The organism is Brevibacillus sp. FW301-21C12A (assembly GCF_058788915.1).
This window is the reverse complement of the sequence record NZ_JBYTBG010000031.1, coordinates 1-25,153: the sequence shown is the minus strand read 5'-3', so window position 1 is coordinate 25,153 and position 25,153 is coordinate 1. Positions and strand designations below refer to the sequence as shown.

General features: G+C 53.6%; 23 protein-coding genes and 2 pseudogenes. 9 read left to right on the top strand and 16 right to left on the bottom strand.

Annotated features, from left to right (window positions below; translation table 11 throughout):
- Positions 1–79: 79 nt before the first annotated feature.
- Positions 80–472, bottom strand: a complete 393-nt coding sequence (locus AC3WQH_RS17870; RefSeq protein ID WP_007784390.1) for a hypothetical protein — start codon at positions 470–472, stop codon at positions 80–82.
- A gap of 156 nt (positions 473–628) precedes the next feature.
- On the opposite strand from AC3WQH_RS17870, the gene AC3WQH_RS17865 reads away from it, so the two are divergent.
- Entirely contained in the window at positions 629–1,597 is a 969-nt protein-coding gene (locus tag AC3WQH_RS17865) for an MraY family glycosyltransferase (protein ID WP_025845362.1), read from the top strand.
- Positions 1,598–1,712: 115 nt separating this feature from the next.
- On the opposite strand, the gene AC3WQH_RS17860 is transcribed toward AC3WQH_RS17865, so the two are convergent.
- From AC3WQH_RS17860 to AC3WQH_RS17850, 3 genes are all read right to left on the bottom strand, one after another.
- Positions 1,713–2,579, bottom strand: a complete 867-nt coding sequence (locus tag AC3WQH_RS17860; RefSeq protein ID WP_492332186.1) for a GNAT family N-acetyltransferase — start codon at positions 2,577–2,579, stop codon at positions 1,713–1,715.
- 36 nt (positions 2,580–2,615) lie between these two features.
- A complete protein-coding gene (locus AC3WQH_RS17855; RefSeq protein WP_005830439.1) occupies positions 2,616–3,335 on the bottom strand; it encodes a 3'-5' exonuclease in 720 nt (239 codons plus the stop codon).
- 187 nt (positions 3,336–3,522) lie between these two features.
- A complete protein-coding gene (locus tag AC3WQH_RS17850) occupies positions 3,523–4,197 on the bottom strand; it encodes a tetratricopeptide repeat protein (protein ID WP_005830441.1) in 675 nt (224 codons plus the stop codon).
- A gap of 184 nt (positions 4,198–4,381) precedes the next feature.
- Between AC3WQH_RS17850 and AC3WQH_RS17845 the strand changes: the two genes are divergently transcribed.
- Together AC3WQH_RS17845 and deoD are read left to right on the top strand one after the other, a co-directional pair.
- The gene (locus AC3WQH_RS17845) at positions 4,382–5,551 is read left to right on the top strand and encodes an MFS transporter (RefSeq protein ID WP_221842773.1); all 1,170 of its coding nucleotides are present in this window, start codon (positions 4,382–4,384) and stop codon (positions 5,549–5,551) included.
- 65 nt (positions 5,552–5,616) lie between these two features.
- Positions 5,617–6,324 carry a purine-nucleoside phosphorylase gene (deoD, locus tag AC3WQH_RS17840; RefSeq protein ID WP_005830445.1) on the top strand — a complete coding sequence of 236 codons (708 nt, stop codon included), beginning with the start codon at positions 5,617–5,619 and terminating at the stop codon, positions 6,322–6,324.
- A 150-nt stretch (positions 6,325–6,474) separates the two neighbouring features.
- Here the strand turns inward: deoD and AC3WQH_RS17835 are convergent, their stop codons facing one another.
- The 7 genes and pseudogenes from AC3WQH_RS17835 to AC3WQH_RS17805 form a co-directional block, all read right to left on the bottom strand.
- Positions 6,475–6,753, bottom strand: coding sequence for a biotin/lipoyl-binding protein (locus tag AC3WQH_RS17835; RefSeq protein WP_476578002.1), 279 nt, complete (start codon positions 6,751–6,753; stop codon positions 6,475–6,477).
- A complete protein-coding gene (locus AC3WQH_RS17830; protein ID WP_235694666.1) occupies positions 6,728–8,791 on the bottom strand; it encodes a sigma 54-interacting transcriptional regulator in 2,064 nt (687 codons plus the stop codon). Before AC3WQH_RS17830 ends, AC3WQH_RS17835 begins: the two co-directional genes overlap by 26 nt.
- Before the next feature lie 186 nt (positions 8,792–8,977).
- The gene (locus tag AC3WQH_RS17825; protein WP_005830451.1) at positions 8,978–10,363 is read right to left on the bottom strand and encodes a putrescine aminotransferase; all 1,386 of its coding nucleotides are present in this window, start codon (positions 10,361–10,363) and stop codon (positions 8,978–8,980) included.
- A 24-nt stretch (positions 10,364–10,387) separates the two neighbouring features.
- Complete coding sequence (locus tag AC3WQH_RS17820) at positions 10,388–11,860, bottom strand: aldehyde dehydrogenase family protein (RefSeq protein WP_005830453.1); 1,473 nt, start codon at positions 11,858–11,860, stop codon at positions 10,388–10,390.
- Positions 11,861–12,019: 159 nt separating this feature from the next.
- Positions 12,020–12,964, bottom strand: a complete 945-nt coding sequence (gene speB / locus AC3WQH_RS17815; protein ID WP_005830454.1) for an agmatinase — start codon at positions 12,962–12,964, stop codon at positions 12,020–12,022.
- 115 nt (positions 12,965–13,079) lie between these two features.
- Positions 13,080–13,202: a hypothetical protein gene (locus AC3WQH_RS17810; RefSeq protein WP_255320452.1), complete on the bottom strand. Its 123-nt coding sequence runs from the start codon at positions 13,200–13,202 to the stop codon at positions 13,080–13,082.
- A gap of 231 nt (positions 13,203–13,433) precedes the next feature.
- A pseudogene (locus tag AC3WQH_RS17805) lies at positions 13,434–14,054 on the bottom strand (Glu/Leu/Phe/Val family dehydrogenase); the annotation flags it as partial.
- A gap of 428 nt (positions 14,055–14,482) precedes the next feature.
- Between AC3WQH_RS17805 and AC3WQH_RS17800 the strand changes: the two are divergent.
- The 5 genes from AC3WQH_RS17800 to AC3WQH_RS17780 all read left to right on the top strand — a co-directional run bounded on the left by AC3WQH_RS17800 (position 14,483) and on the right by AC3WQH_RS17780 (position 19,408).
- Positions 14,483–15,844 carry an APC family permease gene (locus AC3WQH_RS17800; protein ID WP_290426325.1) on the top strand — a complete coding sequence of 454 codons (1,362 nt, stop codon included), beginning with the start codon at positions 14,483–14,485 and terminating at the stop codon, positions 15,842–15,844.
- Positions 15,845–15,915: 71 nt separating this feature from the next.
- The gene (locus AC3WQH_RS17795) at positions 15,916–16,209 is read left to right on the top strand and encodes an SAV0927 family protein (RefSeq protein WP_005830461.1); all 294 of its coding nucleotides are present in this window, start codon (positions 15,916–15,918) and stop codon (positions 16,207–16,209) included.
- A 308-nt stretch (positions 16,210–16,517) separates the two neighbouring features.
- Positions 16,518–17,405 (top strand): hypothetical protein, encoded by an 888-nt coding sequence (locus tag AC3WQH_RS17790; protein ID WP_051353959.1) that lies wholly within the window; start codon positions 16,518–16,520, stop codon positions 17,403–17,405.
- A 78-nt stretch (positions 17,406–17,483) separates the two neighbouring features.
- Positions 17,484–18,548 carry a hypothetical protein gene (locus tag AC3WQH_RS17785; RefSeq protein ID WP_492332185.1) on the top strand — a complete coding sequence of 355 codons (1,065 nt, stop codon included), beginning with the start codon at positions 17,484–17,486 and terminating at the stop codon, positions 18,546–18,548.
- A 305-nt stretch (positions 18,549–18,853) separates the two neighbouring features.
- Complete coding sequence (locus tag AC3WQH_RS17780; protein WP_025845377.1) at positions 18,854–19,408, top strand: cupin domain-containing protein; 555 nt, start codon at positions 18,854–18,856, stop codon at positions 19,406–19,408.
- Positions 19,409–19,490: 82 nt separating this feature from the next.
- Here the strand turns inward: AC3WQH_RS17780 and AC3WQH_RS17775 are convergent, their stop codons facing one another.
- The 3 genes from AC3WQH_RS17775 to AC3WQH_RS17765 form a co-directional block, all read right to left on the bottom strand.
- Positions 19,491–21,122: an amidohydrolase gene (locus AC3WQH_RS17775; protein ID WP_492332184.1), complete on the bottom strand. Its 1,632-nt coding sequence runs from the start codon at positions 21,120–21,122 to the stop codon at positions 19,491–19,493.
- A gap of 63 nt (positions 21,123–21,185) precedes the next feature.
- On the bottom strand, positions 21,186–22,532 hold the full coding sequence (locus AC3WQH_RS17770; protein WP_005830467.1) for an APC family permease: 1,347 nt from the start codon (positions 22,530–22,532) through the stop codon (positions 21,186–21,188).
- 327 nt (positions 22,533–22,859) lie between these two features.
- Positions 22,860–23,513 carry a CocE/NonD family hydrolase gene (locus AC3WQH_RS17765; protein ID WP_081494715.1) on the bottom strand — a complete coding sequence of 218 codons (654 nt, stop codon included), beginning with the start codon at positions 23,511–23,513 and terminating at the stop codon, positions 22,860–22,862.
- On the opposite strand from AC3WQH_RS17765, the pseudogene AC3WQH_RS17760 reads away from it, so the two are divergent.
- Positions 23,467–23,967: pseudogene (locus tag AC3WQH_RS17760) on the top strand (IS1595 family transposase); the annotation flags it as partial. The gene AC3WQH_RS17765 and the pseudogene AC3WQH_RS17760 sit on opposite strands and share 47 nt — an antisense overlap.
- Before the next feature lie 155 nt (positions 23,968–24,122).
- Here the strand turns inward: AC3WQH_RS17760 and AC3WQH_RS17755 are convergent.
- Complete coding sequence (locus tag AC3WQH_RS17755; RefSeq protein WP_005830473.1) at positions 24,123–24,383, bottom strand: hypothetical protein; 261 nt, start codon at positions 24,381–24,383, stop codon at positions 24,123–24,125.
- A gap of 228 nt (positions 24,384–24,611) precedes the next feature.
- Positions 24,612–25,031, bottom strand: coding sequence for a hypothetical protein (locus tag AC3WQH_RS17750; RefSeq protein ID WP_026558163.1), 420 nt, complete (start codon positions 25,029–25,031; stop codon positions 24,612–24,614).
- Between the last annotated feature and the right edge of the window lie 122 nt (positions 25,032–25,153).

Sequence of the window (25,153 nt, the reverse complement as noted above, 5' to 3'; positions counted from 1 at the left end):
TAACCGAGAAACGGAGCGCTGTCAGTTAAAACGGAACATTTTATGTAAGAAAAATTAACATACATATATCACCGATCCGTTATGGACGATACCCGTACATGCTAAAGATGAAAAAAAGACACGCATACACAACCCCTGCCGGAACAATCGAGAGCGCGATCCAAAATTTTTGCGCCGTTCCACGGGCAGCCTTGAACCAACCGTAGTAGTTGAACAGCAGCACGAGCAGAAACGGAACAAAGAAAAATCCGAGCATGGACTCGACCCACGCCGAATTGTTGTCCCAAAATTGCTCCGGCACCGGCAGCGTATGATACTCCGCGTAAATTGCTTCCTTGCGTGAGATGAACACGTACGACAGAACGATATAATAGACGATTACAGCGGCCTTGACCCAGCCCTTTATCCCTTTTGTCGTCCATAACAGCATAAAAATGATACCCAAGATGAACCATAAGGCCATGTATTCCATCCCGATCCCTCCTAGAAGGGATTATATTTTTTCGCGCTGCATGAAATAAGTACCAACTTTTTTTGGTACCTCCCCAGCTTTCCCGGCAAGAGTCGACAAAATTTGGAATCCTTCCTATAATAGACTTGTCAAAAAAAAGCTGTCTTTTCGTAGGAGATGGTCATGATTACATACGCGATTTCGTTTTTGCTGTCGTTTGCTATCGTCATGGTGCTGATTCCACCGCTGGCCAAATTGGCGTTTCGCCTTGATTTTGTGGACAAGCCCCGGAAAGACGTCGAGCGCAAGATTCATCGGGAGCCGATCCCGCTAACCGCCAGCTATGCGATCTTCGTCGGCTTCGCTACATCGTTTCTGCTGTTTTCCAAAGAATCGCCGGAACAGACGATTGCCGTTTTGATCGGCTCGCTGCTCCTTCTTACCATCGGCACGATTGACGACTGGTACAAGACGCAGGGCAAAGACTTCTCCGCTCTGCCAAAAATGATCGTCCAGCTTTCCGCCGCCGTGATCGTGTACTTGTCCGGAATCAACTTCTCCGGCTTTTACAATCCGCTGAGCGGGGAGTACATCCTGCTGCCGGAATGGCTGCAGTTCATCCTCACGATCTTGTGGATTTTCGGTGTGACGACGGTCATCAACTTTTCGGACGGCATGGACGGCCTCGCCGGAGGGCTGACCGCCATTTCTGCCGGTACGCTGTTCGTCGTCGCCCTTGTCAAAGGACAGACGACCTCCGCCATCATGGCGATCAGCCTGATCGGGGTCGCTCTCGCTTACTTGCGCTACAACAAGCCGCCCGCGAAAATTTTCATGGGAGACGCAGGGGCGACTTTTCTCGGCTTTATCCTCGCCGTGATCGCGCTGGACGGAGCCTTCAAACAGGCAACGGTCCTGTCGCTGTTCATCCCGATTTTGGCGCTGGGTGTGCCGATCTTCGACAACCTGTTCGTCGTAGCAAAACGGTTCATGCAAGGCAAGCCGATCTACCAGGCAGACGCCAGCCAGGTGCATTACCGCTTGCTGCGCACGGGGCTTAATCCCAAGCAGGTCGTGGCGTTTCTATGCTTAATCAGCATGTGCTTCTCGCTGACCTCGATTATCCTGCTTTTGCTGGGTGTATAGAACGAAAAAATGCCGCTTCGGTCCTCCCACGGACCTGCGGCATTTTTTTATGCTGAACAGGCTGGCTGGCGCAGCCGTTTTCGCTTGTCGCCCAGGCCAGGCGAGGCCCGCTTCTCTACAGGAGCGCTCGCTTCGCCGTCAGCATCGTCTGGGTAATCCGAAAGCCTGTCCCTTCGTACAAAGCAATCGCAGGCTTGTTGTGCGTTCCTGTCACGAGGTACGGCTGCAAGCCTTTTTCCAGCGTCCGGTTTATGAAAAACCGGGCAAGCTGTTTGCCGTAGCCTTTTTTCTGGTGCTTGGGGTCGACGAAAACATCGTAGGCTTCGCCTTGCGGGGTCACGATCAACGAGCCGACAAACTCGCCCTGTTCCTCGTAGAACATGTAGATGTCGTCCTTCATTTCCGTGAGCAGCCACTTTTGCCAGGAGTCCATCGTTTGTTCGCAGTAGTCGGTCAGACGGTACGGCTTCAGATCAATGCTTTTGCGCACCTCATAGTAGGCGTCGCTTTGGGACTGGATGTAGCAGGGCAGCTCCTGCTCGGCAAAAGGCTTGACCGCAAGCGTCGGCTCCGGCACCATCCCGCCTGTGTACTTCATCGTATGCTGTCCCCACAACGGCGCGAAGCCTTTTTTGGCAAAAAACCCCCCGGCATCGCCCTCGTCGATGCGATACGTGGCGACGACCGCCGTCGGCTTCTGTTCGTGCGCAAGCAACTGTGTCCAGACGAGGTCGAACAGCCGGGAGCCGATCCCTTTTTTGCGCTGCTCGGGACGTGTGTACACGTACATTTCCGCCGTCCCCTCTTCGCCAAAAGAGGTTAAATCGTACAAGCCGCAAGCGACGATCTCCCCTTGCTCCTCACAGAGAAACACCGTGGCCGATTTCAGGATTGCCGCGAGTTCCACCGGGCGCCATTGCACCTCTTTTTGCAGCATCGCCACGACCGTGCCCAGGTCGCGCTCCTTCAGGTTGCGAATCATTTCTCTTCTCTCCCTCTGCTGCTCATCGCCTGCGCGCTAGCTCTGCTTCGTGGCTGTCGCTTCCGCCGTCTGCTCCAGTTGCTTTTTATGTTGCAGGCACGCCTGGCATCTTCTGCTTTTTCTGCCAAAAGCGGTGTAGTATTTGAGCTTTTTGCAGGAGCGGCACGTCACGTACAGCGAGCTGGACAAATTGTAGTTTTGCTCGGGCGTGTTTTGCGAAAGGTGGACGGTCTTGTTGTATTTGATTAAAAGGTGCGCCGTATGTATGGCATCGACCAAAGCCGAGTGCAGCCTTCCTTCCTGAACGATGCCGGCTGCATCAATCGCGTCTTTCAGACTCATCTGCTTGCGGTCGGCGAGCAGCATGCTGATCGCGGGCTGGATGTCGTTGTAGTTGCGCAGCCAGTTGAAATCAAGTCCGAAGCGGGCGCAATGCTCGATCATCAGCCGTTTGTCGTCCTGGCCCCACGAGCACAAATAGTAGTCCTCGTCCGTGCCGATCCAGTCGAGAAAAGCGTCGAAGGCTTTGCGAAACGGAATAAACGTCGGCATGTTTTCTTTGTCCAGGCCGATAAATTTGCGGGTGCGCTCCGTAATTCTGCGCTCGATGGCCGGAAACGTGTAGCGCTGGAAGGTGTCGACCTCCACGCCGTTTTTTCCGGTCACGACTTTTGCCGCACCGATCTCGATGATTTCCGGGATCTTGTCCCGTTGATGGGTAAGGGTTGTTTCCAGGTCATAGACAATGATTTGCAAGCAGTATCACATCCTGAATGTATTGGTTCTATTATGAACGGTTGCGGGCATGGATTGCAAAAAGCAGCAGGCAAACGCTTTCCTTATTTAATGGATAATTGTATAGGAGCGCGGACAAAAAACAAAGCAAAAAATGGCTGCCGTACATGGCAGCCACGAAAAGCCTCTATCTGGTTGTGCCGGATTTTCAAAACGTTTTCCGCAGCCACGCGAGCAGCGCCCAGCGCCTTTCTGTCCGGCGCTTGTAGGCGGGCAGTCCCCGGTACACTTCTGTCGCTTCGCGAAAAGATGCCTTCGCCTTGTCTTTTTGCTGCAGCTCGTCGTACACGACGCCAAGCTTGAAGTACACCTCGCACGACGACATGTTCATTTTCGCCAGCTCCTCCAGGTATTCCAGCGCTTTTTCCCGCTGCTGGCGCTTCGCGTACTCTTCCCCGACAATCAGGCGCGGCTCCCCGTATCTGACGCGCGGATTGAGCTTCAACGCCTGCCCGATCAGCTCCAGCCCCTCTTCCATCCGCCCTGTCTTCAACAAGCAAATGCCTTTGTCACACAAATATTCGGACGAATCCTGCATCGTGGCGGCGATCCCTTCCAAGTAAGCCAGTGCTTCTGCATATTGCCGCTTTTCCATGTGCAGACGGGCCGCCTCCAGCTTGGCTGGCGTGTCGTGCGGGTTCAGCCGCAACTGCGTGCGTAACGCCGACAGCCTTCTCCAACGGCGATACGGCTTGGTAATGTCAGGCAGCAGCCGGACAAAGCGGCGATCCAGGAAATACAGGACGAGCAAAATAATCAGCATGGCGATAAACGGATTGCCTGTCAGCCACCACAGGATTGAGAACAAGAACAGTTTCCCCAAAGATTTCCCCTCGATCCTCTCTTTTTTCTTTTTTTACTATAAGAGTCTGCCAACTCTATTGTCAAATATTGTTACCTCAAGATAAAAGGTTACTACGATAGTGGTTGTTATCCACCGCGATATAGGTTACTATAATCGTAGTAACCTATAATAAACTATTTCAAAAGGAGGTTTGCTCGCCACCGTGAACATGAAAGTGTACCTCCTGGCTATCGCTGCCTTTGTCGTAGGAACGGTAGAGCTGATTATCGGCGGCATCTTGGACATCATCGCGGGGGATTTGCAAGTCTCCATCAGCACCGCAGGCTGGCTGATTACGATGTTCTCCGTTGTTTTTGCGCTTTCCGCTCCGATTTTGCTGACCGTAACGGCAAAGGCCGAGCGAAAAGCGCTGTATTTGTGGGCGCTGGCCGTTTTTTTCGTCGGCAACGTCATTTCCTGGCTCAGTCCTCATTATTCGATCTTGATGCTTGGGCGGATTTTTTCCGCAGCGAGCGGTTCGCTGATTATCGTGCTGTCCATCACCATCGCTTCCTCGATCGTCCAGGAGGCGTACCGGGCGAGAGCAATCGGCGTCATTTTCATGGGCGTGAGCGGTTCGCTCGTGCTGGGTGTGCCGCTTGGCCTTGTCATCGGCAATTCGTTTGGCTGGCGCGCGCCGTTTTTGCTTATTTCCGTTTTGACGCTCGTCTCCATGATCGGGATTTCCGCCTTTTTGCCGAAAATCCCGGCAAGGCCGACGATTCCGCTCAGAGAGCAGCTTTTGACGCTGAAAAAGCCGAAGATCATCAGCGCGCAACTGACGTCCGTGTTCATGCTGACCGGACATTTGACGTTGTACGCCTATTTCACTCCGTTTTTGAAAACGGCTTTGCACCTGTCTTCCGGCTGGGTCAGCATCGTCTACTTTATTTTCGGCATCTCCGCTGTGCTCGGCGGCGGCGTTGGCGGCTGGGCGGCAGACAAGCTCGGTTCGACGAAAAGCATTTTGGTCATTATCGCCTCGTTCGCTGTCGTGATGTTCCTCATTCCGGCAGTGACATTTTCGCTCTATTTGTTCCTCGTCGTGATGATTGTCTGGAGCATGCTCAGTTGGGCGATCACGCCCGCGCAGCAAAACTACCTGATCGAAACGGCCCCCGAGTCGTACGAGATTCAGCAAGGCTTGAACACGTCCGCGTTGCACGTCGGCATTGCGCTCGGCTCGGCCGTCGGCGGCTTTGTCATTGAGCATCACTCTGTCGTGGACACGGCCTGGGTAGGCGGCATCTTCGTGCTGATTGCCTTTGTCTGCGCTGTTTTTTCTATTACAAGACCTGCTACGTCCAAGCTTGGTCAGTCCATTACCATTTAAGGAGGTGAATGCCGTCGCGCCGAGAGCGAGCCTGTGCGTTCCGCTCGGTGGGCGACGGCCTTATCATGAGCACACATATTCAAGCCAAACCAGGTGAAATCGCAGAAAGCATCCTGCTGCCAGGCGATCCGCTGCGGGCCAAGTACATTGCTGAGACGTTTCTCACAGACGTGACCTGCTACAACCAGGTGCGCGGCATGCTCGGCTTCACGGGCACTTATCAAGGCAAACGGGTGTCTGTGCAAGGGACAGGCATGGGCGTTCCGTCGATTTCGATTTACGTCAACGAGCTGATCCGCGACTACGGCGTGAAAAATTTGGTTCGCGTCGGAACGTGCGGCGGCATCCAGAAAGACGTGCATGTGCGCGACGTCATTATCGCCATGACGGCATGCACGGACTCGAACATGAACCGCCTGACATTCCCGGGCTTCGACTACGCGCCTTGCGCCAATTTCGAGCTGTTGCAAAAAGCGTACAACGCAGGCGTTGCCAAAGGCTTGCCGGTGCGGGTCGGCAACGTGCTGACGGCCGATGTGTTTTACCGCGAAAGCATGGAGCCGGTGAAAAAGCTCGGCGACTACGGGGTGCTCGCCGTAGAGATGGAGACGACGGCGCTCTATACGCTTGCCGCGAAGTACGGCGTCAACGGTTTGTCGATCCTGACCGTCAGCGACCATATTTTCACGGGCGAGGAAACGACGGCCGAAGAGCGGCAGACGACGTTCAACGACATGATCGTCATGGCGCTGGAGGCCGTTATCGCCGAGTAAGCATCATCGGCGTACGCGAGAAAGCTTACAACAAAAAGGGATCTGCGCTCGCTGGCAGATCCCTTTTTGCTGTACGTATTTGACGCAGCATGAACCATTTTGCTTGCTTCGGGCATTCGCCCGCTTTTTGCCCAGGCGAAACGATCCGGGTTACGCCTTGCTTTCGCATTCGTCCCGCTTGCTCGACTCTTCGCTGCAGAGCATGATCGACGCCAAAATCATCCCCGCAATTACCAGCTCGCCTTGCTCGACTTCAATCGCCTCCACACTCCCTGTAACCGGAGAGAGGATGTCGATGCTCCGGCTGCCGTCTGCGAGCGTGAACAGCACTTCTCCCTCCTGCACAGAATCACTCAATCGAAAAAAGATTCGCGCAATGGTTCCGGCAAATGGCGATACTACGTCATACTTTAAACCCAATCTGCTCACCTCGACTTATCTTCTCTTGGATTTCCTGATATTTGCGACTGATCGTGGACTGGCTGACGCCGAGCACCTTGGCTGCCATGGACGTCGTCTTGAACTCGTCCATCGCCATCTTGATAAGCTGCTCCTCCATCGCTCTCGTCGCTTCCTTCAGCGGCATGATCTTGGTCAAACGCTGCCGCATATACTGCTTTTTCTTCGTCTTCAACAGCGGCGTAATGTGGTGCGCTTCGATGAGATCCTCGTCTGCGGTGACCACGATTCGCTCGATGATGTTTTGCAATTCGCGCACGTTGCCTGGCCAGGAATACGATTCCAGCAGGTCGAGGGCGTCTTGGGACAGTTGGGTGGAACGTTCGTATTTTTCGTTAAACGTTTGCAAAAAGTGCAGGCTGATGAGCGGGATGTCCTCAGGGCGGTCGCGCAGCGGCGGAATCACGACAGGAATGACGTTCAGCCGATAGTAAAGGTCCTCGCGAAACGTGCCTTCCTCGACCATTTTTTCGAGATTTTTGTTCGTCGCGGCGATGATTTGCACATCGACCTCGACGATCTCCGAGCCGCCTACCGGGATGATCTCCCTCTCCTGGAGGACGCGCAGCAGCTTGACCTGCAGATTGAGCGGCATTTCTCCGATCTCGTCGAGAAACAGCACGCCTTTGTGGGCCATGCGGAAATACCCCGGCTTGCCGTTCGTATTCGCGCCTGTAAACGCGCCCTTTTCATAGCCGAACAGCTCGCTCTCCAACAGCGTCTCCGGGATCGCCCCGCAGTTGACCTTGACGAACGGGTGGTTGTAGCGCGGCCCCAACTCGTAAATCGTGCGAGCGAACACTTCTTTGCCGACGCCGGATTCCCCGGTGAGCAGCACGGTCGACGAAGTGTTGGCGATCTTGTGAATGTACTTCATCACTCTTTCCATCGGCTCGCTGGCGTAGATCAACTGGCGGTTTTTCGCGTACTGCTTCTGGTCGCGCAAATGCTCCAGTTCCTTTTTGTATTTCTCCGATATTTTTTTGACCTGGAGCAGCTCTTCCTTCAGCATGACCGTCTCCGTAATATCCCGCAGCGCAATGACGATCCGCTCCAGCTTGCCTTTGCCGTCAAAAATCGGGTTGCCGACCGCGAGCACATTTTTGCCCGAGCGGCTCTCCTGGGTGACGGACACTTTTCGTTTTCGCTCCATCACCATCCGGACGATCGCGGAGAAAAACAGCCCCTCCTGCTCCAGCTCCATCAGATTGATGCCGACGAGCTGCTCCTTGTTGATCTCCCAAAAGTCTTCGATCAGGTTGCCGCTGTAGCGCAACAGCACGCCTTTTTCATCGAGGACGAGAATCTCGTCGTAGATCGAGGAAAGAATCCCTTGCAGGTCGGTGTTGAGGTTTTTGACGTATTCCATCTCCATCGCCATTTTTTCGATGTACGGCAAATCTTGCAGGACGATCGTCGCCCCGGTTACCGTGCCGTCCTGGCTGCGAATCGGGCAAAAATCGGCCAGCACCCCGATCCGTTCGTTGACGATGATATAGTTGAGCACCTTTTCCCCGTACTCGATCACTTTGTGAAAAACGTCCGGGTCGAGCAGCTCGCCGACCCGTTGCTGGCGCAGCTCCTCCGGGGTCACGCGAACCATCCGCAACACTTCCGAGCTGAAGTTCTCGATCCGCCCCTTCTCGTCCACAATCAAAATGCCCATCGGGATCGAGTTGAGCAGCGAGCGAATCCAGTCGGGGTGCCCGGACTGGCTGGTCAGGACGTAGTACAGCACATCTTCGCGGCGCAAGTAGCCTTCGGGCTGTCCGGCCGGACCGGAAACCACGACGACTTCTTCTCCGCATACTTTGAAAAAATCCGGGACGTCTTCTCCCTGTTGCAAAAAAGAAAGGTTCGTTTGATAGGGCAACTCGCGCACGGGCCTGTCCATCCAGTCCGCGTCCGTCATCCGTTGCAGCAGATCGGTGTTGCGTATATAGGCAACGAGCTTTTGTTCATTGTTCGGATCGGTTACAAACACATAGCGTTCGTTGAACCGTGACATGATGTTCCGGACTTCATTTACTGAAGATTCAAACGATACAGTCAACGCTTTTCTGACAAAACGATTTGAAACCATAGGTCCTCCCAATATTGCTTGGCGTGTGACTTCTATTATACTCAGGGCTCCCATGGAGAAGAAAGGGGAAAAGAAGACTGGGGTGGGCAGTCTTCTTTTCCGGTAAACGATTTAGATTTGGACTTGCGGCAGTACGTTTTTGAACGTCTCGATCACTTTGTCCGCTTCCTCGTAGGTGATGGTGAGCGGCGGCTCGATGCGGATTGTCTTCGCGTTAATCAAAGTTCCGGCGACCAGCACGCCGTTGTCGAACAAGCCTTTGGACACTTCGTAGCCGATCTCGTCGCTGTGGAACTCGATCCCGATCAACAGCCCTTTGCCGCGCACTTCCTGCACCTTGTCGCTGTGCGCTGCCGCTGCTTCGCGCAGCCCTTTGAGCATGTACTCGCCCATTTCCACGCAGCGGTCGAGCAAGTTTTCCTCGATCAGCACGTTGAAGGTCGCAATCGCCGCCGCGCACGCCAGCGGGTTGCCGCCAAACGTCGTCGTCTGCACGAACGGATTCGGGAAAAAGCTTTTGAACACTTCCTCTGTCGCGACCACGGCTCCCGCTGGCATGATGCCGCCGCCGAACGCTTTGGCCAGGCACAAAATGTCCGGAACGACGTTGTAATGCTCGCAGCAAAACATTTTTCCGGTGCGGCCCATGCCCGTCTGCACTTCGTCGAGAATCAGGAGAGCGCCGTACTGATCGCACAACTCGCGCACCTGCTGCAAATAGTCGTCCGGCGGCAGGTTGACGCCGCCTTCGCCCTGGATCGGCTCGAGGATGACCCCGGCGATCTCTTCGCCGACGAGCGCGCACGCTTCAAACGTCTTGCGCAGCATCTCGATGTCGCCGAAGTGCACGTGGCGGAAGCCCGGGATCATCGGCAGAAACGGCTTGCGGAATACCCCTTTGGCGGTAGCGGACAGAGCGCCCAAGCTTTTGCCGTGGAACGCTTTCGTCGTCGCGATAAAAGTCGTGCGGCCCGTGTGCATTTTCGCCAGCTTGATCGCCGCTTCCACCGTTTCTGTCCCGCTGTTGGCGAAGTAGGCGTATTTCAGGTTGCCTGGCGTCACGTCAGCCAAAATTTTGGCGAGCATGGCGCGCAGCGGGTCGAGCAAGTCCTGGCTGTGCAGCGGCTGGCGGTTGAGCTGGTTGATGACGGCCTCCACGACTTTTGGATGGCGGTGGCCGACGTTGTAGATGCCGAAGCCGCCCAGGCAGTCGATGTACACTTTTCCGTTGACGTCCATGAACGAGTTCGGGCCTGCGTCTTTCCATTCCACAGCGGCGAACTGGCCGTCCTTGGTCACGGATTTGCGGTAGCCAAGAAAGCCCGGATTGACGTGGTCGCGGAAGTTTTCCACCGTCTGGCGGGTGACCCACTCCGCTTCGTCTTTCGTGATTTCGCTTTTGGCGATCAGGTCGAGCACCTGGCTCGTATAGGCGTAGACGTCTTTGTACTGTTCTTTTACTTGTGCATGCTGATTGCTCTCCACTGTCTTGTTCATCGTGCTGTCCTCCTGATTGTCGTATTAGTTTTCAAACCAGCCGGTTGGCTGTACGTGCAGGTTGATGTTGATCTGCTTGACTTCTGTGTACTCCTCGAAGCCATACGTGCCCAGACCGCGGCCGATGCCGCTCTGCTTGTAGCCGCCCCACGGCGCTTCGTTGTACGTCGGATGGTAACAGTTGATCCACGTAATCCCGGCGCGCAGCTTCTTGATGACGCGCATCGCCTTGGCGCCGTCCTGAGTGAACACGCCGCCCGCCAGTCCGTAGACGGTATCGTTGGCGATGCGGATGGCGTCTGCTTCGTCCCGGAAGCGCTGGATCGCCAGCACAGGACCGAAAATTTCCTCCTGGACGATCTTCATGGACGGGGTCGTATCGGTGAAAATCGTCGGCTCGATGAAGTAGCCTTTTTCCAGGCCGTTTGCCGTCAAGCGGTTGCCTCCGCACACCAGACGGGCGCCTTCTGCTTTTCCAAGCTCGATGTAGTGCAAGATTTTTTCCATGTGCGCCTGGCTGACGACTGGCCCCATCTCGGTAGCGGGATCGTCGCCGCGGCCTACGCGTATTTTTTTCGCCCGTTCCACCAGCCGCTCGACGAAGCGGTCGTGGATGCTGTCCTCAAGCAGCAGGCGCGATCCGGCGGAGCAGACCTGGCCTTGATTCGCGAAAATTCCGAATAGCGCGTAATCGACAGCCGTCTCGAAGTCGGCATCGGCAAACACGATGTTCGGCGACTTGCCGCCAAGCTCGAGGGAAATTTTTTTGATGTTGCCTGTAGCGGCCCGCATGATGCTGCGTCCGGTAGCCGTGCCGCCTGTAAACGAGATTTTGTCCACCAGGTGGCTCTCCGCCAGCTCGTTGCCTACCGTAGCTCCCGCGCCCAGCACCATGTTGGCTACGCCTTTCGGGATGCCTACTTCTTCTATGATTTCAAACAGCTTTTGCGCAGTGACCGGGGTGACCTCAGACGGCTTGAAGACGATCGTGTTCCCGGCGGCCAAGGCAGGCGCGATCTTCCACACGCCCATGAGCAGCGGGTAGTTCCACGGCACGATCAGGCCGCATACGCCGACAGGCTCGCGCACGACCATCGCCTGCACAGGGTCTGCCACGTGATAGGTCTGCCCGTCCGGCTTGGTAACGAGGCCCGCGTAATAGCGGAAGCACGCAGCCGCGTCGGCAACGTCAAAAGCGGTCTCGCGCAGCGGCTTGCCGTTGTCCAGCGTCTCCAGCCTGCCGATTTCTTCCGCGCGCTCCTCGAGCTTGTCGGCGATCTTAAACAGGTAGCGGGCGCGCTCTGCTGCCGGAAGCTCCGACCAGATGCCGCTGTCGAATGCTTCGCGAGCGACCTGAATGGCATGGCGGGCGTCTTCCACGTCCCCTTCTGCCGAGAGGGCAATCACTTCCCCCGTAGCGGGATTCACAATCTCGCGGGTCTTTTTGCTTTGCGCGTCTACCCATTCCCCGTTGATGTACATCTTCAGGTTCATCATGCAACGAATCCTCTCCTTCCGCTGTATCCATTTACGTAAACTACCTAAAGCAACTCTCGTGCCAATCCGGGATGCGCCCGTGCACATGCGCAAACCCGGATCACCTGCACGAATGATCTATTCAAAAATTCATAGATTATGCAAAAATGAATAGCTGGATTACTTGCTCACAGCCTGCTTTTGTTGCAGGGCGACCAGGGCGGCAAAGTCGTGAATCAGCGTAGCTGCCAACAGCGACGTGATCTGTGCCGGGTCGTACGGAGGCAGCACCTCGACCAGATCGAAGCCGACGTAGTTCAGGCCCGTCAAGGAGCGAATCATTTGCAGCGCCTCGTGGCTGGTGAAGCCGCCTACTTCGAGCGTGCCTGTTCCCGGAGCAAAAGCCGGATCGACAAAGTCGATGTCAAAGGTCAAAAAGCACGGCGTGTCCCCGATTTTTGCCTTGATCTCGCCAAGCACGTCATCCCAGCCGCGGTTGCGCAGCTCTTGCGTCGTGACGACGTTGTAGCCAAGCTCGTAGCTCGCTTCGAGATCGCCGGGGTGGTTGAGCGTCCCGCGAATGCCGACCTGAAACACTTTGTCCGGCAAAAGCAGCCCTTCCTCATGCGCCCGGATAAACGGCGAGCCGTGCCAATATTTTTCGTCGTAATACGTATCCCACGTGTCCGTGTGCGAGTCGAACTGAATCATCGCGACCTGGCCGTACACTTTTTTGGCGGCCCGCAGCGAGGCCAGCGTAATCGAGTGATCCCCGCCCAAGCCGATCGGCACGATTCCTTTTTGCATCAGGTCGAGCATGGCTTCCTCCATCAGCTCGTAGCTGCGGTGGATATTGTGCGGGATGACCGGGACGTCCCCGATGTCGATCGCCTTGGTGTCTTCAAACGGGTACACTTTGTGCGTCGGATGGTACGGGAACAGCGTCATCGAAGCCTGGCGAATCGCTTGCGGCGCAAAGCGCGCTCCGACGCGGAAGGACGCCGCCGTGTCAAACGGCTGTCCGATGATCGCTACCTTGGCATTTTCTCGCGCGGACGGCAGACGCATGAAAGTGCCTGTCGTGCAAAACTCCGGTTTTACATCTGGGGAAAGTGGATATTGCATGAGTTTCAGTCCTCCGTTTGTAGGTTGTCGGGTACGAATCGTCTGTTTCTTCTCTACAGCGTTGGACTTTTTGGCAAAGATGACGGGCAGTTGGCTTTGTTACCGTAGTGCCTCTCTATCCCTCAGCTCCTGCCCAACGCTGCCTGTATCCTTTTGCAAACAAGCTCGCCGGATGGGCGAAAGCCGGCAACAGGATCATGGACAGCAGGACAGCAATGAGGAAAAGCTTGTTTCGCATCGCTTGTAACCACTCCTTGTTTCCTTCCTTGCGCGTTCATTGAAATATTATTGCAAAAATTATGCCATTTTATCTTTCGTGAAAACGTTGAAAGGCAGGCTGTTTTCTATTCGTTTTTTCATGATCTATCCATTTTTGCATAACCGCTTTTGCCTGGTCTGATCGCGAAAAAGGAGCGCCGCCCGAATGAGCAACGCTCCTGCCGCTGTTTTTATGCCCGTGTTTCCCCGCTTAGTTCGCCCAGCCCCGCACGCGTGCCGCTTCCGCCAGCCTTTTGACGGCGACCATGTACACGGCCTTGCGCATGTCGATGCTGTATTGCTCTGCTGTCTCGTACGCCTTGCGGAAGCTTCCCTCCATCTTCTCGCGCAGCATCTTGTCGACCGTCGCCTCATCCCAGTAGTAGCCCTGGTTGTTTTGCACCCATTCAAAATAAGAAACGATCACGCCGCCGGAATTGGCCAAAATGTCCGGCACGACGATAATCCCCCGCTCCTGCAACATGCGCTCGGCCTCTGCCGTCGTTGGCCCGTTCGCTGCTTCGATGACGATCCGGCACGACAGGCGCCCCGCATTTTCCGCCGTAATCTGTCCGCCCAGCGCCGCCGGAATGAGGATGTCGCACGGCCGCTCCAACAGCTCCTGGTTGGTGATCCGGTCGGCAAACAACTGGGTGACCGCGCCAAACGAATCGCGGCGCTCCAGCAAGTACGGAATGTCGAGGCCAGCTTCGTCGTAGATCGCGCCATTGGCGTCCCCGCTCCCGACGATTTTTACTCCTTGTTCATGTAAAAACTTCGCCAGGTAGCTGCCGACGTTTCCAACCCCTTGAATGATGACCCGGGCGTCCTGCGTTTTGCTGCTACACCTCTGCTGTTTTAGCAAGTCGTGTGCCAAACGGCGATCCTCGTGCCTTCTTATTGGCATGCGCTTTCTCGCTTTATGCATTTTTGGGTAAACGATGAATTTTTGCATGGATCATTGTCTTCGATTAGGCTTGCTCGTGAGCGAAAAAGCCGGACTGCGGGCTGCTTTCGCTTTTGGCACATCCCTTGCTTACAGTTGCTGATGCAAACAGTCGCATCACCACCGATTTGGCAAGGGGGGCAAATGACATGAGGAAAAACGATGCGACCAGACTCCGCAGCCGGGCGGCGGGAGGACTGGATCGAATAGGAACTGGCTTTTGCTCGTAACAGGCCGTTGATCGAAGCTTGCTTTTGGACGAAGCGACTTCTGAATGTTAAACGCTTTCATTTCACTCGCAAAGGGGATTGGTCATGGAAAAAAGCCTGAATTATTCAACTTCGGCACCCACGTTAAAAAGAAGCTTGAAGCTGTGGCAAGTCATCGTATTGGGGCTTGGCTATTTGACGCCTCTGACTGTGTTTGACACGTACGGGATCGTCAGCCAGGAAACCGGGGGCCACGTCCCGACCGCGTACATTCTCGCGCTGGCAGCGATGCTGTTTACCGCATCCAGCTACGGAAAAATGGTGCGGGTGTTCCCTGTCGCCGGCTCGGCTTACTCGTATGCGCGCCAGGCGATCAATCCGCACATCGGCTTTCTGGTCGGCTGGGTGTCGCTTTTGGACTACGTGTTTCTGCCCGTCATCAATGTGCTTTTGGGCAAAATTTATTTATCCGCCGCCTTCCCGATGGTTCCCGGCTGGATTTTGGGCATTTTGCTTGCTGCGGTGACTACTTTTATCAATTTTCGCGGTATTCAGTCTACGGCCAACTTCAACACGCTGCTGGTCGTGTTTCAGGTGATCGTGGTCGTCGTCTTTATCGGCTTGAGCATCTCGCACATCAGTGCGGCAGCAAACGGGGAGAGCGCCTTCACGATCCAGCCATTTTACGGCGAAGCGATTTCTTTTCCCACCTTGCTGACCGGAGCGGCCATTCTCTGCTTTTCGTTTCTCGGCTTTGACGCGGTCACCACTTATACGGAAGAAGCGGTCGATCCAATGAAGACGATTCCGCGCGGCATTTTTCTCGTCGCATTGATTGGCGGCGTCATTTTCATTACTACCTCCTATTTCACGCAGCTCGCTTTTCCGGTTGTCGACCAGTTCCAAAACCCGGAGTCCCCCTCGCCGGAGATGTCGATGATTCTCGGACAAGACTTGTTTTATGCGTTTTTCGTGGCAGGCAGCATTACCGCCGCTCTCGCCTCCGGGATCGCTTCCCACACGAGCGCTTCCCGCCTGCTGTACGTAATGGGCAGGGAAAACGTCTTGCCGAGAAAGTTGTTCGGCCACTTGCATCCAACGAGAGGAATCCCGGCTCGCAACGTGTTTTTCGTCGGGGCGGTGTCGCTTGCTGCGCTGTTCCTCGATCTGGAGACGGCGCTCGCCTTCATTAATTTTGGGGCATTGACCGCCTTTACTGCCGTCAACGCTTCCGTCATCGCCCATTACTATATTCGCAACCAACGGCGTTCCCTGGCGGATACGTATCGCTACTTGCTTGCCCCGTTGTGCGGGACCAGCTTCGTCGCGTTTCTCTGGTACAACCTGGACAGCCATGCCCTGACGCTCGGGCTGCTCTGGACGCTGGCGGGCATCGGCTACTTGCTGATCGGCACCAAGTTTTTCACGAAAAAGCCGCCTGTCATCGACTTTGAGGAAGCGATTTGATTTCGCTCTGCGCTGACCGTCAGCCAGCCAGTGCGCTTTAGCCAAAACTATTATCAGGAGTTGAGCTGCTCATGAAATTCGAATATTTGTACGATCAATCGGAAAATTTGCTCTCGCGCTTTGTCACCTTCGCCACGGAGCACCATCGCTACGACTTTGCCTTTTTCTACTCGCAGCACTTCGACGGCAAAAGCATTGTCATGTCGCTGCAAAACATGCGCGCCGCCCTGATCTCCTCGGACGACCTTGCGCACAATCATAGCTGGGTGCAGCCGTTTGCGGTGCATGCAGAAGACGAGGACGTCGTCACGAGCTTTTTGCAGAAAGCGCTCTCTTCTTTGTTTCGGCATGATGATCTTGATTGAACTCGGGGTGAATCTGTAAGCAAGTCTTTAGGTGGATGATTGATCTTTGGGCTGATGCCGGGATGTTGGGCATCGGCTTTTTGGGGTGGGGCAGGGTTTTTGAGGGCTGGTTGGCATTCTTGGTAACAGCGCGGTCTTCCCCTGTTTTTAGCAAGGGACAACTTCTCTATTAGCTGAATAGGACAGAGAACCATCGGGAACAAGCAACATTCCAAGCGTATGACATTTTTATGAACGACAAATTGCGACACGTTTTCAACAAATTTTGTTATTAAATGTAATTAATTACAAAAAGGAGGGTTAAAGATATGAACCAGTACAAATGTCATTCGCTCAAAATTGTATTGCCCGTCGTATTCGCCGTCTCTGTTCTCGCTGTGCCATTCGTAGACGAACTCTCTACCGTTTCGGCTGCCAAAACAGACAGCGAAGCCCCGGCGGAAAAAATCCCGGAAACGATGGAACCGGGCACCATCATTACTTTTGATGAAAACAACAAGATGATCGTCCACCCTTATGAATATAAGGAAGAAGCAGAGAGGCCAAGAGCCAAAGCAGTGCAGAAACAGAAGCCGGATAAAGAAGAGAAAGCCGTTCTTGCCCATATCGAACAGGAGAGAGTGTCGCTGCCCGTCTACTATGATACGGAGCCGGAATTGCCTGCGCCGCACCCCGGCATGACCGTCTACTACGATGGGATGGGATATCCGACCAAGATCGTAGCCGCGGATGGAAAGCTGGTTGATTACGACTCCGCAAGCATCGGTACAAGCAATGCCAAAGCGCTCTCGACAAGTCATGCTGCCGCTGCTGGCTGGACTCCTCCTAAAAACGGTGAGTACGTCTATGGCAAAAACAACGAGAACAAAATTACGATAACCGATAACTATGTGATGGGTGAAGGCTGGGTTACTTGGTACGATGGCGAAGGAAAAACAGGGTCTGATAACAAAAAATTAAAAAACAATAACTGCGCGACAAAGATGAAATACGACCGACCACCCTACAATACGGAAATCAGAGTTAGAAACCTTGAAAACGACATCGTCAAGGAAACTTACAAGGGAGATATTGGTGGGCTTCCCCACGCCGTCCTAGATATTATGCCTGACTTCATGGAGCAGGAGTTCGAAACGAAAGTCGACAAAAAGAAAGGGACTGGCCGTTTCAAAGGCAGAACCTATCATGAAAAATAAGCAGAAGCATCTCTGCCATATGCGTCTGCTAGTTCGGGACGCTTATCTTCATCATGTTATGAAAAAGGAGCACACCCAATGAACGGCTTGTTCCGCAGCATCCTTGTATTGGCGACAGGCTTGTTGGCGCTAACCGCGTGTTCGCAAACGACAGGTCCCGCGTCGGAGACTGTCTCTGTGCCCCTGCCGCCACCGCCACCCGTCTCTCCCTACCTGTCGATCACGGCGACAACCGAGCAGGGCAAAAATTTGTATTTTACCTACCAGTTCGATACCAAGACCGTACAGCACGTAATCGAAACGCCCGATACCGCCCAATACCCGCTCGGCGCCGTCGACCTGCAAAACGGGGCGCTGTTTTATGCGGAACGCGATGCCACCGGGTCAGACCAACTGGTGAAGCTCGACCTGGCGACGCAGCGGAAAGAAACGTTGACCACCGATCTGTTTGCGATCAATTCCATCATTCCGACGGGCGACAAGGTGATTTTGGCGACCGCGGAAAAACGGAAAGACGTTGTCCAGCTCGCCTCCTATGACTTGCGCGCCAACACGCTTACGTACTGGATGAAGCCCGAAGATCACGATACGTCTGCCAGATCGTTGTCCTATAACCCGTTTACCCGCAAACTGTACGCGACTCTGTATTCTTTTGCCGAAAGCAGTAAAAACATGGAAAAGGCAAACGAAACACAGGCAGATGACGTCGTGGCCGCCACGCACCGCGTTGTCGAGTACGATCTGGACGGAAATGCCCTGCGGGAATTGTACAAGGCCCGAGAAGTGATTCCTTCTTTTTCCGTCTCAAAGGATGCGAAGCTAGCACTGGTCAGAAGTGCGCCCATGGTCCATAAACAGCGGGAGAACTACTTGCACTACCTGGGTTCAGGCAAAAAAGAGAAGCTGGACCTTCCCGAGTTGGGGAGAATCGAGGAAATGTACTTGTCTGTTGACAAACAAGGGTTTTACTTCGCTGGAACTGTGAAAAACCCGCCCAAGCATCTGGCCCCTGTCGCCGGAGCATTGAACGGCCTGTATTACTACGACTTTGCCACCCGCACGATCACCCTGCTCTTTTCCAGGCCAGATACTTACATCAACAATTTTGTGCTGCTGGACGGCGCTTCGGCGGCGGCGCAATAAATGCGGGAGGGCAGCTTGATAGCGTTCCCTTCGGCAAAAATACAGCGGCTTTTTTGCGACAGATAGCGAGCAAGCTTCCATAGGAATAGCGTGGGAATGGCAAGCGATGGGGTGGCAACTTTCTCAAGCGAGGGGACAGCGACTTTCTCAAGCGATGAGGCAACGACTTTCGCAAACGCCAGGCGGTGACGAAAAGGCGGCGATCGCCTGTGCGCTCTGCTCTGTTTTCGATTTTTGGGCTTTCACACACATGGGCATCCGCATATGGTAATCGGGAGAGCAAAACCCGCGAAAGGAGCAACACGATGTACCCATCGTATTATCACCATCCATGGCATCCCACCGCCATGCCGGTCAACTGGAATCAGCCGTATTGGGAGCACTACTGGCTTCCGGCCTACTCCCATTGGCATGCAAGCTGGGAGGGCGGCTGGAATCGCGTTGAGCTGAAAGACTACGGCCCTCATCCACTGGCGATCAACATTGATGAAGCTGCGAAGCAAAATACAAACTATCGCACCGCCCTGTGGACAGGGAAGCATTTGCAGGTGACGCTGATGAGTATTCCCGTGGGCGGAGACATTGGCTTGGAAATCCATCCGGACACCGATCAGTTCCTCCGCATCGAAGAGGGCCACGGGCTTGTGCAAATGGGGCCGCGAAGAGACAGGCTGGACTATCAGGCCAGACTGAATGACGACTATGCCGTGATGGTCCCGGCAGGAACGTGGCACAACATCATCAACACCGGAAACGAGCCGTTGAAACTGTACACGATCTACGCGCCGCCCCATCATCCGCACGGAACGGTGCACCGAACAAAAGCGCAGGCCGCAGCAGAAGAACGCCACCACTCCTGAATGTGAATGCGTCAGCCCGAAAAAAATCCCAATCTCTCGCGTGGATAACGAGAAATTGGGATTTTGCGTTGGGGATGGCCGCCTACTTTTCGACGAGTGTTTCCGCCTGCTCAAAAACTACCTTTCCATCGAAAATCGTCAGCCGCACTTTCGTATCCGGAATTTCCTCCACCGGGATGGCAAACAGATTGCGCTCCAGGACGGCGATGTCAGCGAGCTTGCCCGCCTCCAAAGTCCCCAGCTCGTGCTCGCGGAACGTCCCATATGCCGATCCGGCTGTGTACGCCTTGAGCGCATCGGCGAGCGAGATCCGTTCATGCGAATGCCAGACGTTTTCCCCGCTGCTGTCGATGCGGGTGACGGCGCGATACACTTGCAAGAGCGGCTGCAATATGTCGATCGGGAAGTCTGTGCCAAACGCCAGTCTCGCTCCGGCCTGCTGCAGCGTGTTGATGGAGAACACATGCGGTTCCCGCGCCAAACCGATGCGCTCGGTGTACACGCCCCGCTCGGACATGGCAAAATGGTCGGGTTGCATCGAAGCGGTCACATCCAGCTCCTTGAACCGGGGAATGTCGTCCGGGTGGATGACTTCCACGTGCTCGATGGAGTGGCGAGAGTCGCGCTTGCCGTTTGTTTTTTGCGCTTCCTCGTAGGCGTCAAAGGCAAGCCGGATCGCCCCGTCTCCGATGGCGTGGAAGCGAATGGAAAAGCCTTCCCTGTCGGCCTCCACCACCCATTTTTTGATCGTCTCCGGCGGAAACGACGTCTCTCCGCGCGTATCCGGCTGGTCGGCGTACGGCTCCAGCAAATAGGCGGTACGCGCCGTAATGACGCCGTCGATGAACTGCTTCAAGCCCGACACTCGCAGCTTGTCTGACTGGTACGTCTCCCGCAGCCTTTTCGCCCGCTCCAGGTCGCCGTCCAGGGCAGGCCAGAGGTGAAGCCGCGCCGTCAGCTCCCCTGTGTCCTCGAACTCCTTGAACAGCTCGTAATCCGTCAGCATATCCATCGATTCTGTGGCGAACAGGTCGTGCACGGCAGTGACGCCGAGACTCGCTGCGTGCGCCAGGAAGTTTTTGAACAGCTCCTGCTTCTTTGCTTTTGTAAAATGATAGGCGTGCTTGACGACGGCCCCCATCGCTTTTTCGTACAGCAGGCCATCCGGCTCTCCGGTTTCGTCTTTGCCGATAATCCCGAAGGCAGGGTCTTCCGTGTTCCGGTCGATTCCTGCAATCTCCAGCGCCTTGGAGTTCACCCAGACGTAGTGGCCTTCGGCGTGGAACATGATCGCAGGCCGATCGGGGACAACCCGGTCGAGGGAGTAGCGATTCGGCAGTCGCTGCGTGTCCCAGTAGCCGGCATCCCAGACCGCGCCGATGACCCACGGTTCATTCGGCTTCGCTTGCGCAAATTCGCGGATGATCTCCAGCGCTTCCGCTTCGGAGCGGGCGGAAAACAGCATCGCGCTTTCCATCATCACCGCTCCGTGCATCACGTGCAGATGGAAGTCGTGAAACCCTGGCATGACGAGCTGGTCCTGAAAATCGTATCGTTTTGTCTCTTCCCCTGCGTACTTGCTGATTTCTTCCTTGGAGCCAACCGCGATAATCCGGTTGCCCGCGATGGCAATGGCGGCAGGCTCCGGCCGGTCGGAAAGCCCGGTAAAAACGGCGTTGCTCGATACAATCAGGTCGGCTGTTTGCGTGGTCATAAATATCCATCCTCTCCAGATCGTGTTTGCTGTGAAAAAACGTTTGCCTCATTCCGTACGCCTTTAGTGCACCTCGTCGACAGTGAGCATGGGGGGCGGCTGCCTGAACATTTTCGTCAGCCCCAGTAGATAAAGAAAGCCGATCAGCAGCCAGCTTCCCCCGAGCAGCAAGGAGTGTTTGTCCAGCTTGACAAAAAACAGGCCGATGAGCGCCGCACCGATCAGCGGCAGGAGCAAGTATTGAATCGTGCCTTTGAACGATCGCTGTTTCTCGCGAATGTAGTAATGGGCAATCACGGCCAGATTGACGAAGAAAAAGGCGAATAAGGCCCCGAAATTGATAAACGATACGGCCGTCATGAGATCGAGAAACAGCGCGCTCATCGCGACTACGCCGATGAGGACGATATTCGGAATCGGCGTGCGGAACTTCGGCGACAAATAGCCGAACACTTTTTTCGGCAAAACATTTTCCCTGCCCATCGCGTACAAAATGCGCGAGGCGCTCGTGCCTGACGCTACGGCGGAGGCAAAACCCGCTGTCAGCCCGACCGCAATCACAATGCTCGTAAACACGTTTCCGCCGATGTACGCGGCAATCTCCAAGTAAGCGGAGTCGGGATTTTGGAAGGACTGATACTGCGGGAAAATGAGTTGCGCGAAATAAGAGCCGGAAATAAACAGCAGCCCGCCAATCAGCGTAATCATGTAAATCGCTCTCGGCAATGTTTTCGTCGCGTCCTTCGTCTCCTCCGAAAGCGTCGTCACCGCGTCAAAACCGAGGAAGCTGAAACAGAGCAGCGGAACGACGGACAAAAGCGTCGGAACGTTGATTTTTGCATCGTAAAAGGGCAGCGTCGAGAACAGTGTCCCTGCCCCCTTGCCGTTTTGCAGTCCGTAAATCGCCAAAACGAAAAACAGCAGGAAGACGAACAGTTGCAAAAACAGCATGTACGTATTGAACTGTGCTGCCAGCTTGATCCCGAGAATGTTGACCGCCGTAATGACGGCAACAAACGAAACGATCCAGACGAACATCGGGACGGAAGGAAAGAAGGCGGACAGCGAGATGCCGATGAGCAGCGAGCTAATCATCGGGCTGAACATGTAGTCGATGATGATCGTCCAGCCGACGATAAAGCCGACGTGCGGGCTGATCGTTTTTTGCGTAAACGTGTAGGCCGCTCCCGCATTCGGAAACGCTTTTACCAGTTGCGCATAGCTGTACGCCGTAAACAGCATGACAATCAGCGCAATCGCATACGCCGTGGGCATCATCCCGTTTGTGCTGTGTACGGCAACACCGTAGGTCGAAAAAAACGTTTGCGGGGCCATGAAAGCCAGCCCGAAAAAGACGATGTGTTTCAAGGTAAGCGAGCGTTTCAGCGTTGGTGCAGTCGGATGCTCCATAGATCAGTCCCCCAGTTCTTTTGCTAGGCTCCTCTCCTTTTTCGAGAAGTTGTCCTCTGCATATTTTGTACCAAGTCTGATTATTTAGGAATTTCAGTTTATTTTCACCCTGTTTCGAAACGTTTTTGCCGTAGCATCTATGCAATCGCGCATCGGCAACCCATTTTTGCATAATCAGATCAGAAAACTTGGCTGCGACAAGCCATTGGTACAGCCTTAGTTGCACGTATGCTGGCACGAGAAAAAACGGCTGCCGAACTTGCTGGCAGCCGCTGTTTCATGATTGGCATGTGCTGGCGAAAATTCGCCCTGTGCCTGTGCCGCCTGCTACCTGTTTTTTGGCAGCAAAGGAAGGCGAATGTGGCTCGGGTGCTGTTCATCGTGGTAAATGTGCTGCCGGGCCACCACCGTCTCGGTTTCCGTCGCCAAATCTGTCCCGGTGTTCGGATTCGGGAACGAAAAGTTCTCCGCCCCGGACGTGACACAGACCCGAATGCGGTGGCCTTTTTCGAAGACGTTGGCGATTTTGCCCATGCGGATTTCGTAGCGCTCAATCTGGCCTGGCTCAAGCAGCTTCGGCTCGGCAAAAGAATGACGGTAGCGGGCGCAGATGATTCCGTCCGACAGCCGGATGGAGTTGCCCTCTTCATCGACGTCGCTCAGGCGCACCAGCCAGTCCGTATCCCGCGCAGAGCTTGCCGCGTACAGGACAGCCGAGATTTCCCCCGCGATCGCGACGTCTTCCTGCAACGGCTCCGAGGTGTAGACTAGCACGTCCGGGCGCTTTTCGACCTCCCGGTAATTTTCCGGCACGCTGTTTTCGTTTTCGGACAAATCGAGCAAATAAGGCGCGGCGTCCAGCGGGTCAAACAAGTACGCGTCGGCTGGCTCGTTGCCCGGAGCCGCGAGCGTCAGAGCGCCGTCTCCCGCGCTCTTGGGTTGTGTCCATTGTGGTAGTACATCGGTTAAACGGAACGGTATCTATCGCTCAAGACAACGCTATCTATGTAATGATTGTGGAAAATCTTTCAATGATCTGACAAATACGCCATTTTCAGGCTCTCGATACCCTGAAAAATGGGTGAAATACATTGAATTAATGGTAGAGGGATATACCCTACCAAAAATCGCTGAAAAACTCCAAATACACATTTCTACTGCCTTTTATTGGAGGCATAAAATCTTGAACGCATTAGGAAGTCTTGGCTTTAATCAACTGCAAGGTATCGTTGAGAGTGACGAAACCTTCTTTCGTGAGTCTATGAAAGGTAGAGAAATCACTCATAGAAAATCCAAGAAACGAGGTGAAAAAGACGAAAAAAGAGGAATTTCCAACCTTAAAATTGCTGTTGTAGTTGCACAAGACCGTAACGGTAGTGTGATTGCTCGAAAAGCAGGAACAGGTCGTGTAAGAGCTGAAGAAATTGACACTGTTCCGTTGGCTTGAATTAGGCAAGTATTTGGCATTTGAAAAACGTGTTGAGCAAATGCTTATTTCAGCGTGTCAAAAATCGACCAACACCACAGTCAATTCTTTAAGGTCTGTTTTATAAGGCATAAAAAAGGATAGCGTATGCTACCCGTCTTGCATCAATTTTCGGCAATACCATTGGCAAGTAATGAAATATATCCGATTGTACAAATTGCAATAATGTTAAGTATTATTAGTAGCCATTTCATTATGCCTTTTTTGGCTTTTAGTCCCGAAAAAACTCCTAATAATGGGAACAGAAACATCGAAATAATAAATGGTTTACCGAATGTTCCTAACGACACACCACTCAACATTGTATAAAACAAACCAATGAAGATTACCAAAGTAGCAAGTGAAAAAATACTGTATTTATTCAAATGGGTTCACCTCCTGAAAGTTATTTGTTATTCCTAATTTATCATATTCAAACCTTTATACAATTACTATTTTTATATCTTTATTATATCACAATGTTTATTTTTCTCCTTCAGAAGCCACAAAGTTTACGAAAACAGCCTTAAAAATAAACGTGGGCCTAGAATTTGAATAATTTTAATACAGTTAACCTTTTCCCCCAGAGCTCATAAACCTAGCTTCCTTTTCGATTACTTCAGTTTAATAGTTTCCGTATGCTCTATTCCTTTTGTGTCATCCCAAATGATTGTAACATATGCATTGGAAAGCTTACTTCGGAGTTTCCAAACAGGAAGAACCCAAGCATCCATTTCTCCTCCATCAAGTGTCATTAAATAAACAGTATCACTGTATTGGTATGGATTGTGATACTTGATTGTTTTATTAAGACCTAGTTCCTCAGATAGATTTACTTCTATACTTTTTAAACTTATAGGTAACTCCTTAACCCTATATTCAAGCTTCAAATTATCAGTTGTTACATTACGGTTAATTGCTGTCACTTTTATTTCCCCTGACCAGTTGGTTGAAACACCATTTAAAGAACACCCAGCAAAAAAGTTAGGTAAATACACAAAATCAGTATCCCTGTCGCTATTAGTGGCATCCATTTTTTTATTGTCATTTTACCCCTCCCGCTCTCTCTCACTGGCTATTAGGGCTTGCTGAACGAATGAGAAATATACAAGAAATCATGAATAATATGCAGATTTGGTTCCAAAACAGCAAAGTC